The sequence below is a fragment of the Haloarcula quadrata genome (genome assembly GCF_003634715.1).
Lineage (GTDB): Archaea > Halobacteriota > Halobacteria > Halobacteriales > Haloarculaceae > Haloarcula > Haloarcula marismortui.
Genome location: NZ_RBWW01000001.1, coordinates 2,924,537 through 2,936,719, shown reverse-complemented (window position 1 = coordinate 2,936,719; position 12,183 = coordinate 2,924,537). Strand labels below are relative to the sequence as shown.

The following is a 12,183-nucleotide window of genomic DNA, read 5'->3' as shown; positions in this document are numbered from 1 at the left end:
GTCAGTCGAGCTTTTCAGACCCAGTGTCGGAGTCGAACAGCGAACCGATGACGGCGTCGTGGGCCTTCCGCAACCGGTAGTGCAAGGTCGGCGCGGAAATGTCGAGTGTCGCAGCCAGTTCCTCCGCGGAGCTCCCTCGCGGCCAGTCGTAGTAGCCGCGTGCATAGGCAGTCTTGAGCGCGGCGGCCTGTTTCGGCGTTAGCCGGTCGCGTATCCGCGTCTGGAAGTCAGTGGCCGTCGAGACCGGCTGGTCGACGTACTGCTTGCTCCGTAGTTCTGTCCCGGGCGTTCCCTCCTGAATCGCCTCAACGACGGCACGGACGTTGATATCCGGCGCCATCTCCGCTGTGAACCGCAGATCGCCGTCCGCTGCGACGGCCTGCTGAACGGCCCCGCCGTAATCTGCGAGCGTGTCAAGCGGCGATGTGGATATCTCATCAAGCGTGACTTCGAACAGGGGCGCTCGGTTCTCCGCCGCCGTTTCCACGACGGCACAGGACTCGACTGACGGCGTCTCAGTGAGCGCCTGACACACCCGGTCACTGTCCACACCCTTGGCGCGAACATAGTGGATACAGTTCCCGGAGCTGATCGGAACGCGCCGTTCGAGCGTGAATGAACAGTCGAGCATCGCGGAGAGGCCGGCGAAGATATCGTCGGAATCCGGCGTCAGGAACTCCAGTTCGACGGTCGTCGCCGCCAGCAATGACTGCTGACTGTGGACGCGCTGGATAGAAAGCGCGATAAGTCGCCCCAGATCAGCCAGGATGTCCGACTCACGGCAGCCAATCGTCGCTCCAGTCGATGCGTACACCATCAGTACGCCGTATGTAGTCTCGCCAGTTGTCAGGGGAACAGCCGCGACGGAGCAGCGGTCTGCGAGTAGTGGGCGGTCCATCCCGGTGTCCGAGGGCGTCGGCACGTCGGTGATATCCTCGACGACCTGTACCTCGCCGGTGTCGATGGCATCGATGGCGAGACTGTGCTCGCCGGGGGAAATATGCTCCGGTGTTGCCGTGTCTATCCCAGCGGCGGCACCCAGTGTTATGCTCGTGGCACTCCCGCGGCTCCCGGTCCAGACGGCCTGGTACAGGTCCGATTCAGTGAGATGTGCACACACTGCCGATTCGATTCCCTCACGTGTCTGTGTGTCCTGTAACGCCTTCGCGATCTCTCTGCCCAGCACGTTGAGCCGCTGTGCCTGCTTGAGCTTGTCACGCTGTCGTTCGAGCTCGGTCTGGCGGTGCTTATGATCGGTGATATCTCGCGCGACGAAAATGACAGTGTCGGGGTCGTACGCGCGACTTTCCAGCGGTGCGACCCGTGCCTCGAACCACCGCTTGCCACTGGGTGCCTGCAGTTTGTACTCCACGGACTGAAACGACCCGGTCCGCAGGGCTGCACGAACGGCCGCCAGTAGCGAATCAGCGGTATCGTGAGGGAAGAACTCGTGTAGCGTCTGGCCGACAAGCGTGTCCGTATCGTCTACCGTCAGCATCGTCTCCGGGTCGGTCAGACAGTCGAGAAATCGCCCTTCCGCGTCGATGATGAAACTGGGGTCGGGAAAAGCAGTGTTTCACTGTATTCTGTATAACTGTGTAAAACATTAAATAGCTGGCCTCAGTCATTTGTGCTATGGCAGACTCTGATACTGCTACCGTGGCCGTCCGTGTTGACAAGTCTATCAAAAGAGAATGGGAGAATAGGGTGTCTGAGTCGCAGGATTATGGCAGTCTTAGCCATTTAGTTCGGACAGCAGTACAGAAGGAAATCAGGGATGAGTACTCCGTGGCCGATACCACCACAACCGACAGTGGCGAGTCTGGTAGCGACCCTGAGATGCTAGACGCTGTTGAATCCCTACAGGGTCAGATAGCTAGTGTACAGGCCCAGATAGACGAGATTCAGAAAGATACCCAGTCAGAAGCCGCATACGAACTTGAACAAGTGCTACTTGAGCTGCTTCCGGCGGTTCCCGAGCCTGAATCTAATGAACTACTCACTCCACATGGTCCGGACCTCAGTAGTGTGGCAGTGACTGCTAGAGACATTGCCGACCGGATAGGAGCGAACAGAGACAGGGTATCTGGTGCATGTGACCGGCTGGCAGACGAAACGGGATACATTCGGAAGGCAGTCAATGAAGATACAGGTACGGCATACTACTGGAGAGAGGAATAATGCAGCTTGACGATATTAGTCGCGACAAGCTACTGACAACATTCAAGCGCAATTACGACAAGTCACCTCCAACCGCCGAACGGTATCAATGCGACGTTTCCGAGTGGTTAGATTACCTCGAAAAGCCCGGACACTTAGACTTTGACAGCAATACATACAGCCGGGACGCCAAGACATTCTATGTCGCTGAGACTGGCACTGATAGTCTGACTGGTAATCTGAAACGGTATCTGCAAGACTTACTCAAAGACGGTTATGCACCCAGTACGGTGAATTTGAGACTGGCCGCGATTTCAACATTCTATCAAGTTATGCAGGAGGTCAATCAAGACAGTGATATTCCGGTTTCTCTGCCTGTTGATGAATTAGAGAATCCAGCAAAATCACTCGAACCTATAGCAGAATGGCAAACATATAAAGATAGAATGGTGGAAAAAGAAAAACAATCCTCGTCAAAAGAGGATGAATACCACTATTTGAAACCAAATCAGGTCAAAGAGCTGATAAAGAACGTACCAGCGCCTAAACCCCGGAATGAACTAATTATACGGCTCTTATTCCACACCGGGGCAAGACGTGGGGAGCTAGCAACTACGAAGTTGGACGACTACGACCACGAAAAGAATACTGTGGAGATGCATGATAAAAAGAATAACCAGACTATTGAGCGACATTATCCCCACAGGGTCCAGAAGTTTATCGACAGATGGAGGAACGTACATAGAAAGGCTCTACCAACTGCTGATAGTGAGTACATGTTCCCGACCACGCACTCTGAACAAATAGGGCCAGCAGTAATAAACAAAATGGTCAAAAAAGCCGCTGAAAACGCTGATTTGCAGGCATACACCACTAGGGAAGTGGATGGCCAACGACAGGCTGAGATTACGGCACATACGCTTCGGCACAGCTACGCTATGGATAGACTTGATAATGGTATGGACATTCGGACGATACAGGAACTGCTCGGTCACTCAAAGCTCGAAACTACTGAGGTGTACTTAGATATGCAGAATGACGATGCCATAGATAAAGCAAAAAGCGCCGGTACTACACGGCTCTAACTCGGGACTGTGGAAATCCAACATTGACGGATTTATAGCATCTTAGAAGTCCCCCTCACCGTGTTCTGCGCTAATAAGACACCATACTCTACCCAAGTGCAATTATCGATTGTCTTACCATTCTAAAATGTGGGGAAATGGACAGATTGTGACTCTCTCTCAATTTGATTATCTCCTGACGTTCCGGGACTCCTCGCACCGCTCGTCCGGGCTTTCGCCGCCACCACAACAGAGCCTCAGTCGATCACATCGGGTTAGAGGAAGCGTCTACTTGGGAAGAGTGTGGAAGCCACCCAAGCAGACAGCGAGATAGAAGAAGAGCACCTGCTTAATTTTGTCGTCAATAGTCTTGACGAGGAACTTTCATTAGATCTCGGCGAGAATGTCAAGGTCACGGCAGAGACGCTCTATGAGGTCCTCGCCGGCGCCAGCGCCGGCGGGACCTCGATCAATCACGTCTGCGAAACGACTGACGACTCACCACACGCTAATACCGTCCGTGGACATCTCACCGATCAGTTTGAACTGGATTCGGTTGAATCGGTTGGAGACACGCTGCTTCAACGAGATACGCTTGAGACACTTCCAGATCGACCGGTGGAGGTCTGCGCAGACCTCCACCTCGATCCCTACTACGGTGATGAGGACGAAACCGAGGCTCTGTACTCCTCACAGGCCAAGCGTGGAACAACGACGTTTCACGCCTATGCAACGCTCTACGTGCGCGTACGCAACAAGCGATACACGCTGGCGGTTCGCCAGCTCGTTGCTGGCGAAACCACCAGCGATGTCCTCGGTGAGTTTCTTGAACTCCTTGACGGCCTTGACCTCGGCGTCAAGGCCGTCTACCTTGATCGAGGTTTCTACAACAGCACCTGTCTCAAGCTGCTGTACGCGCACAATTACGCCTATGTGATGCCGATCGTCAAGTGGGGTGAGACGATTCAAAACAAACTCAGCAAAGGCTGGAGCCGCGAGATCGAACACGATCTCGCTGGCGAGGTGGAGTTCCCTGTGTTCATCGACTGCGTGTACCAGCAGGGACGGTACGACGAACACGGGGTGGCGCGTCACGGCTACGCCGCTGACGCGCCCTTTATCGACACGCCACGAGATGCACGAGATCACTACAGCAAGCGCTTCGGCATCGAATCAAGCTACCGATTAGCCAAGCAGAGCCTCGCTTTCACTAGTTCTCAGGATGCTGGACTACGGTTGGTAATGTTTGTAGTGAGCCTACTGCTTCAGAACAGCTGGCGATATCTCCACTGGAGGTACGTGGCGGCGCCCCGCCGTGGGGGGCGCCGCCTCTTGCAGTGGTCGTTCACGGAGTTTTGCGAAATGACGCTTCGCGCAGCTTGGACAGCACTTGGTGTCCGCAGGTCTGTTCCAGCGAATCAACCACTTGACGGCCGGTTCTTCCGGTAGCTGTCCATCGGGCCGGACGGCGGTCGTCAGTGGTGACACTGTCGCGTCGGCGGCAGTCCGCCGCCGACAGCGACGGTCCATCCCGAAAATCATGCTCACCAGCGGTTCGAAGATGCTCCACAGCTAGTTCGGTTTAGTTCACCGTAATCAAACGGGGTTACGCGGCTGTCGATGTGATCGACTGAGCCTTGGTCCTCATGTCGATTCTAAGTTGTCTCACTGTCGTCTTGCCACCCCTCTGTTCGTACCCAACAACTTCTGAGACCCAACCATCTTGTTTAGCTGCGGCGTCTCAGAACCCTGCTCTCACAGACGGTGTCTCTCTCACTCTGGTTCTCACTTGGGCGACTCATAACTCACGTCGATTTTAAACTGGCTCAATTGACGCTGAGAGTGTTTCCCCCATGTTTGAGTCCCAATCATCATGTTAGGCTGTGGACCTCTTAGACTTTCCCTCAACTATCTTATTTTTTATGTCTCAAAATACTTGATTTCATATAATTGAGCTTCTGTTGCTAAGCATTGACCTCCTGTTTCCGGCGCGCTCCATGCCTACACACCAGCGTTTTCTGAGATTCGGAGTACTGAGAAAATTCCGCGCCTCGACCGGCTACCGACTGGGGGTCACGCACGCACGCCGGATGCTGAGCGGTATCATCTTTATTTGTTTCTTTTACTACTATCTACATTACTAGCCTATACTAATGTTTCAAATCATGGAGTGCAACAACAGCAACAGCAACAGCAACAGCAACAGCAACAGCAACAGCAACAGCAACAGCAACAGCAACAGCAACAGCAACAGCAACAGCAACAGCAACAGCATCATCCTGTTCGTTCCCTGCGGGAACAAGAACAGGTTATAATCAGCTACTGTTTATTTTGCTGTTGTGAACCCCTTTTGGGTGAACATACAGCATACAGCCTCAGCAACCGCACTCCACCGACCGCTTCGACCGCAACCGCAACTTTCCGGCTCTATGCTTCTCAACTAAAAGTCCATATTGGAATCATACCGTACCCACTCAGAAGTCCTGCTATACCGTTCGTCTGTATGGTAGTTTCTACAACTGAAATATATCAGCCAGTAAGGAGGGCAAGAATGACTATTAGTAATACTATCCCTACAAATACTCCAAAGGTATGTGTTTACCCTGTGGATTCAACGACCGGTACAGCGCGAGCTCGTGAGATCATCTCGTTGTCCCGAACGACTCGCTTGAGTTCCTCATAGGGATTGCGTCCCTGCTGGCTCCACGTTGCCAGCAGGGAGAAGAGGGTTTCGTGGACGAACATTCCGCGGTCGTTCCGGAGTGTCCCGATGATTTTCCGAAGAACGACTGGTTCACGTAGCGCGTTTTCCGCAGCGTTGTTCGTCGGCGAGACCGCTGGCTCACCGACGAAGGTGAGCCAGTGGTCGAGGCCTCCTTCGATCTTCCCGAGTAGTGTTGCCACTGGTCCGTCGGGGACCGACCGCTCAATCAACGATTCGAGTTCTCTCCGCGCGACACGCTGTAATTCTGCCCGCTCGCGCAGTGTCAAGTCGCTCTCCAGCTGAGTCTGGAGAGCGGCATACAACTGTGTGAGCGCTCGGTAGATCGGTTCGCCTTCTTCCTGCTGTTCGGCAGCATCCTCGGCCTCCCGGAGAATGTGCGCCCAACACCGCTGGAGTTTCTTGCTGAAAGCTGGGTACGCTGTCCACCCGTCACAGATAATCGTTCCTGCGAAGTCCTCCCCGAGGACTTCCGCAGGAACATCGTGGCCACGACTTTCCCGGACGGCGTACAGCGTGTGCTTGTCCGTTCGGAACGTCCAGAGCCACGCTTGGTCTCCGTCGCGCTTGATTCCCGTTTCATCAACGTTGACCACGTCGGCCTGTTGAATCTGTCTACGTATCTGCTCGTACTCCGAGCGACCGGCGCGCGCTGCGCGCTCGGTCGCATGCCACGCGGACGCGCCCGAAAGGTCCAATCCGTGGAGTTGGTTGAAACGATCAGCGATCTTTCGGTAGGGAAGCCGGTGATCGTACCGGGAAAGAGCCGCCTGCGCGATGACGTTCACCCCGAACTGCCCCTCATCGGGGCAGTCGGGGTGTGATGCCACCGTCTCGGTTCCGCACGAGTCGCACTCGTAGTAATGGCGGTTGTACTGGGTAGCTTCCACAGGCTGCGGATCAGGAATCTCTTCGACGAGTCGCGGGCTGACGCCCTCCGACTCATCGAACTGCTCACCACAGTCAGGGCAACAGTCACACGTGACTTCGACCTCCTCATCTGGATCGGGTGCAGACCGCCACTCGGGATTATGGCCGGATTTTCGACCCGGTGTCCCGCCGTCAGTACGAGGTTCTTCGTCGTCCTCGTCGGATGAAGACGAGGACGACTCCTCAGAGTCAGATTGTTTCTGACTGGAGGGGGTGTGCGGTCCTTCGTGCCAGCGAAGTTTGGCTCTGAGCCGCTTGTTCTCTTCGCGGAGGTGTTGATTCTCCTGTTCAAGCTTCTCAACACGATTTTTGAGCGCAAGAAGTTCCTCACGCGAAACCTCAACGCTGTCATCTGAGGAAGTCACGCGACTGCACTCCCCAAAGCAGACGACACGGGATGGTCTCTGTCAGAGAGACCATCCCTCACAATCGCCTTTGTCGCCTGCATTGACCTACTGGCAGGTCAGGGGCAATCTACGAGAGAGTACCGAAATCGTTCTGGGGGTAAACCGATGCCTCCAAAGAAAGCCAATAAGACAGTTAGTACAGGTGAATTTAGTATACCAGCCTCAATGTTGTCATTATTATAATCCAAATCTCTCTTATTTTCACTGAAATTTGTATATACTTCTTTTGTACCCCCCCCTACCCTCCTGTTGCTTTTTATGCTCACGAATCTCCTCAATATTATAGCCACGCAAGGCTTCTACCTGATTCATAAATTCATATTCTATTCTACCTGTGTTTGCGGTTATATTTATGCTGACGTTCTTTTTTGGTTCGATTGTTATTGGCGTACTTTCATTTTTGTCTGATTCTGGAAAATTAACTATAATTTTCACTCCCCAACTGAGTAAACCTGCCCCTGTATTGCCTGTAACGTCGTACTGCCTCTCTCTGTATTTTTTAATTTGGGGACACTGCTCAAATGCTGCTCTTATTAAAGTTCGTGCTTCCTCCTCTGGATATTCAAGTAGAAGTTGTTTCATGCATACTTATCTAGAGTTACTTTGTTAGTACTAACGGATTTATTGCTGAAATATTAGAAAGGATATAATTCAGGCTCTCAGCCAAATTTGGTGCGAACGCTTACACAGTATATATACTGAGGGGGGTCCCTCTATTGTAAAAACCCTCTCGTCTATCCATACCGATTTTGTTATACAGAGTTTTACTGTGTACTGCAAAAGGCAGTGTTCAACGCGTCCCGCTGTTCCGAGTGGCGCTGTCGTTCGAGTTCGTAGCCGGCCCAGTCGGAGAGCAACCGGACGAACGTCAGGTCCCACTGCGTGAACTCCGCTGTGCGCGGCTCCAGTCCGTAGAAGCAGAACGTCCCGTACACGGCTCCATCGACGACGACGGGCGCGCCGATGTAGTTCACAATGCCCCACTCCGGGTCAGCGAGGTCCGGCGCGTCCGCCTCAACGTCCCTGATCGCGAGCGGTTCGCGGTGTTCGACGACGTGTCTGCAGTTCGGGAGGTCCTCGATGCTGGTCGTTCGGCCGGCTTCGAGGTCGGCAGTCGTCGGTGCAGTGACTGCCTCGAACACGTACTCGTCGCCGTGGACCCGAGAGAGCGTCCCAAACGACGAACCGAGCGTCTCACAGCCGAGCTCTAACAGCGCGTTGAGCTGTTCTGTGAACGTCCGGCTTGAGTCGGTGCAGATGTCGTAGGCCGCTTCGAGCACCGACTCCCGTTGCTTCCGGGCCGTGATGTCGATATGTGCGATAGAAGCGAACGTCTCCCCATCAATGGTGAACGGAGCAGCGTACAACCGGAACCACCGCTTCGCTGACTGGGTGTGACACGGGTATTCGAGTTCGAACGAGGATTGCTCGCCGGCGAGGACGGCCCTGATCCCCTCGGCTGCCTGTTGCCCAGTCGTGTCGTCAGCCATGTCAGCGACACCGAGGTAGTTCACGCCGAGCGTATTCGGTGTCACCTCTGTTCCGTTTGCCCGGCCGAACTCGCTCCATGTCTCGTTCGTCGAGAGAATCACCCCGGACGCATCTACGATCGCAAACATGAGGGGTAGTGTATCGATGGCTGGCCCGTACAGAGCGGGAACATCGTGGCCATCCATGACACTCGGGACCATGCGTTCAGTGTGGCGGCGAGCTACTTAAGGCCCGGTGTCTGGTTTGAATATTAATATTTCAGCAACGCTCATACCTGTGACGAATATAATCCCAAATTAGGGCTATAGCGGACTTTTGAGGGACCACATTCGAACGAAGCCCTGACATACCAACCACCAAATATTCACATATTAACCAATTATCGACCGGCCCGGATATATCAGACATGACTCCGTTTCGCCCCGATTTATTCTAGGGACCTAGAGAGAGTGTTTAGGATGGTTACCATTGTAGCGACCCACAGGATACTCACTGCCTCACTATGGATTCCACTGCTAATCTAGTTCGCGTCGAACTGTTCGTCCGGTCCCTGTGTCCGGAAGCTGCAACGCAACAACAGAACTACGTGCTTGACCGGTTACAGGCTCTTGAGGACGCTGGCTGTATCGAGGACCTGTCGATACTGATCTGGGGACGCCGGATCGAACCGCGACTCGCACAGCGGACTGCGGAGGGACGACACCTGCTGGAACGGCTTTCCATGTTCGAACAGTGGGAACGGGACTCCGATGTCTCGCTTGACGCCTTCGACTGGCAGCACCCGGTGACAAACATGGTTTCCGACGAGTCGGTCAACGTCATCACGTTGCCGTCGCTTGCCCTCGCTGAGTACGTTGACGATGACCTCCAGCACGTCGCCCCATGCACGCGAGATGGCACGGTCTACCGCGTCGTCGATCGTGTCAACCACCTCGCGGATACTGCAGACATAGCCGACGAAGTTGGGCATGAGCGTACTGTGGTACAATAGCGTTCGAACCGTCCAAACCTGACACGCGAACCGTCCAGATCTCAGCACCATACCAGGTAACATGAATACGAAACAAACCGAGATACCGGATTCGCTTCCAGTGGACGACCGGCTGTCGCTCCTGTCATCGCACTACCGGCGGTACCTCCTGTACGGGCTTTCACAGTACACGACACCGGTTTCACTGGCTGTGCTCACGGACACGGTGACCGAATTCGAACACGGGACACCAGCCGAACAGTACCGTGACGAGCGGCTCACGATTTACACGGCCCTCTACCACAACCACCTGCCGCGGCTGGTCGATGCCGGTGTCGTCCAGTACAACCAATCGGAAGACATGGTCGACATCGGGCCGAACGCGCCAGCCCTCGTTCCGCTACTCGAGTCGACGATAGAACACGACCTGTCGGCGAGCGGTAACGGGCTGTCATCGACCGCCGTCGATATCGCTTCCTTACAGCCTGAACGAAGCAATTAAGCCCGCTTCTGTATCTCTGAGCGCAACACGTCGCTCACCGTATCGCCGTCGGCTTTGCCACGGAGTGCGCCCATGCACTCGCCCATCAGCGCCGAGAACGCGCCCATGCCTTCCTCGGCGACCTGGTCCTCGTGGCGTTCGACGACTTCGGCAACGGCGTCACGGACTTCCGACTCGTCGACGCCGCCCAGCCCCTCCTGCTCGACAGCTTCCTCGGCCGTCAGTGACGGGTTCTCGGCGAGTGCCGTCAGGAGGTCTTCCATCCCCTCACGCGGCACGTCTCCGCCGTCGACCAGCAGAATTGCGCCCTGCAGGTGTTTGTCGGTGAGGTTCTCGACGGGCACGTCGTCGCGGCGGAGTTCGGTCAGCGTCGACTCCAGCGTGCCGGCGGCCAGCGTCGGGTCGACGTCCTCGCCCTCCACCAGTGCCTCGAACAGCGGCCATCGCTGGCCGTAGGCGACCTGCTCGGCGAGGCCGGAGCCGAGGTCGAACTCACTCTCGTATCGGTCGACCTTCTCTGTGAGCAGTTCCGGGGTCTCGACTTCGGTTACGTCGGGTTCGACGGGTGGCACGTCCGTCTCGGGGTACATCCGCGCTGCGCCGGGGAGCGGGCGGAGGTACCGCGACGTAGCGTCCTCGTTCGCGTCGCGGGTCTCCTCCGGGACGCCTGCAAGCGCCGTCTCAGCGCGCTCCGCAACGGCGTCGATGGCCAGTTCGGCGGTCTCCGGGTCATCAGCGACGATAGCGACAGCGTCCTCGGGGCCGGCCCCAACAGCGTCCCGTAGCGCCTCGACTTCCGCCTCGGTGACGCCGTAGGCCGGGAGTTCGTCTGTGTGGAAGATGCCGCCAGCGCCGTGGCGCTTAGCGTGGTCGGACAGTTCGGTTCCGAGCCGGCGGTCAGGCTGAATCTCGCGGCCCACGAGCCCGTCGAAGCCAGACAGCAGGAGGCCCTGTACTTTGCCGCCCGAGGAGAGCGCCCCCTCGATGACGCCCGAATCCGTGTCCTCGAACACCTCGGTCACGTCCTGTGGTTCGCCGACGGTGGCGCCGCGCTCGGCGAGCTCCTCGGCGATGTCCAGCAGTTCGACCTGCCGACGGACCTCGTTACGGACGAGGTCGTCGATGTCATCGAGGCTCTGGACGCCTTTCAGCTCGATCCGTGCGCCCTCCTCGATGGAGACGTTCACGTCCTGACGGATGGTTCCGAGGCCGCGCTTGACCTTCCCGGTCGAACGGAGGAGCATTCCGATGCGCTCGGCGGCTTCACGGGCCTGCTCGGGCGAACTGATGTCCGGCTTCGTGCCGATTTCGACCAGTGGGATGCCGAGACGGTCGAGCGAAAAGCGGACGCCGTCCTCAGTCTCCTCGATGCGCTGGCAGGACTCCTCCTCAAGCAGCATATCCTCGACACCGACCGGGCCGGCGCTCGTCTCGATGGCCCCGTCGTTTGCGACCAGCATCGAGCGCTGGAACCCCGTAGTGTTCGAGCCGTCGACGACGATTTTCCGCATGACGTTCACTTGGTCGACGACGGACATATCCAGTAGCTGGGCGATTTCGAGCGTCGTCTCCATCGCTTCGCGGTCGACGCGGTGCGGTGGCTCGTCGTCCTCCTCGACGAGACAGGTCGTGTCGTAGGCCAGATACTCGAACTCCCGGTCAACCATGCTCTCCTCCAGCGCCGCCTCGTCGATCTCCCCGAGTTCGCTCTTTGTCGGGTGCAGATAGCGGGTAAAGGAGCGCTCGCTCTCTTCGGGTTCGCGGATCGTCGTCGGACAGTCACAGAACAGTTTCGTCGCAGTATCGAGTTGCTGGTGAATCTCTAGGCCAGCGACGAGCCCCAGCTCCTCGTAGTCGTACTCGGTCATTGTCGAGGTGTCCGGGACCGGGGGCCAAAAAACGCACCCTTCCCGCGCTCGCCGCCGCCCTTTTGGCTG

The 12,183-nt window shown here is 56.2% G+C and carries 8 protein-coding genes and 2 pseudogenes; 5 read left to right on the top strand and 5 right to left on the bottom strand.

The annotated features are described in order from the left end of the window. Position 1: 1 nt before the first annotated feature. Positions 2-1,576 (bottom strand): annotated as a pseudogene (locus BDK61_RS15160) (bacterio-opsin activator domain-containing protein); the annotation flags it as partial. A 59-nt stretch (positions 1,577-1,635) separates the two neighbouring features. On the opposite strand from BDK61_RS15160, the gene BDK61_RS15155 reads away from it, so the two are divergent. The 3 genes from BDK61_RS15155 (at position 1,636) to BDK61_RS15145 (ending at position 4,673) form a co-directional block, all read left to right on the top strand. Next, entirely contained in the window at positions 1,636-2,181 is a 546-nt protein-coding gene (locus BDK61_RS15155) for a hypothetical protein (protein WP_121303642.1), read from the top strand. Next, positions 2,181-3,245 carry a tyrosine-type recombinase/integrase gene (locus tag BDK61_RS15150; protein ID WP_121303641.1) on the top strand — a complete coding sequence of 355 codons (1,065 nt, stop codon included), beginning with the start codon at positions 2,181-2,183 and terminating at the stop codon, positions 3,243-3,245. The genes BDK61_RS15155 and BDK61_RS15150 overlap by 1 nt, the downstream gene beginning before the upstream one ends. 282 nt (positions 3,246-3,527) lie before the next feature. After that, positions 3,528-4,673, top strand: coding sequence for an ISH3 family transposase (locus tag BDK61_RS15145; protein ID WP_121302812.1), 1,146 nt, complete (start codon positions 3,528-3,530; stop codon positions 4,671-4,673). Between the two features lie 1,149 nt (positions 4,674-5,822). On the opposite strand, the pseudogene tnpC reads toward BDK61_RS15145, so the two are convergent. From tnpC to BDK61_RS15125, 3 genes and pseudogenes are all read right to left on the bottom strand, one after another. After that, positions 5,823-7,296 (bottom strand): annotated as a pseudogene (gene tnpC, locus BDK61_RS15130) (IS66 family transposase). 188 nt (positions 7,297-7,484) lie between these two features. Further along, positions 7,485-7,865: a hypothetical protein gene (locus BDK61_RS23060; protein ID WP_148709150.1), complete on the bottom strand. Its 381-nt coding sequence runs from the start codon at positions 7,863-7,865 to the stop codon at positions 7,485-7,487. Positions 7,866-8,047: 182 nt separating this feature from the next. Continuing rightward, positions 8,048-8,974, bottom strand: coding sequence for a GAF domain-containing protein (locus tag BDK61_RS15125; protein ID WP_244209806.1), 927 nt, complete (start codon positions 8,972-8,974; stop codon positions 8,048-8,050). A 302-nt stretch (positions 8,975-9,276) separates the two neighbouring features. Between BDK61_RS15125 and BDK61_RS15120 the strand changes: the two genes are divergently transcribed. Both BDK61_RS15120 and BDK61_RS15115 read left to right on the top strand, forming a co-directional pair. After that, positions 9,277-9,765: an HTH domain-containing protein gene (locus BDK61_RS15120; RefSeq protein ID WP_121303639.1), complete on the top strand. Its 489-nt coding sequence runs from the start codon at positions 9,277-9,279 to the stop codon at positions 9,763-9,765. A gap of 61 nt (positions 9,766-9,826) precedes the next feature. Next, on the top strand, positions 9,827-10,246 hold the full coding sequence (locus tag BDK61_RS15115; protein WP_004963447.1) for a DUF7344 domain-containing protein: 420 nt from the start codon (positions 9,827-9,829) through the stop codon (positions 10,244-10,246). On the opposite strand, the gene gatE is transcribed toward BDK61_RS15115, so the two are convergent. Beyond that, complete coding sequence (gene gatE / locus BDK61_RS15110) at positions 10,243-12,114, bottom strand: Glu-tRNA(Gln) amidotransferase subunit GatE (RefSeq protein WP_121303638.1); 1,872 nt, start codon at positions 12,112-12,114, stop codon at positions 10,243-10,245. The genes BDK61_RS15115 and gatE overlap by 4 nt on opposite strands. Positions 12,115-12,183: the final 69 nt, after the last annotated feature.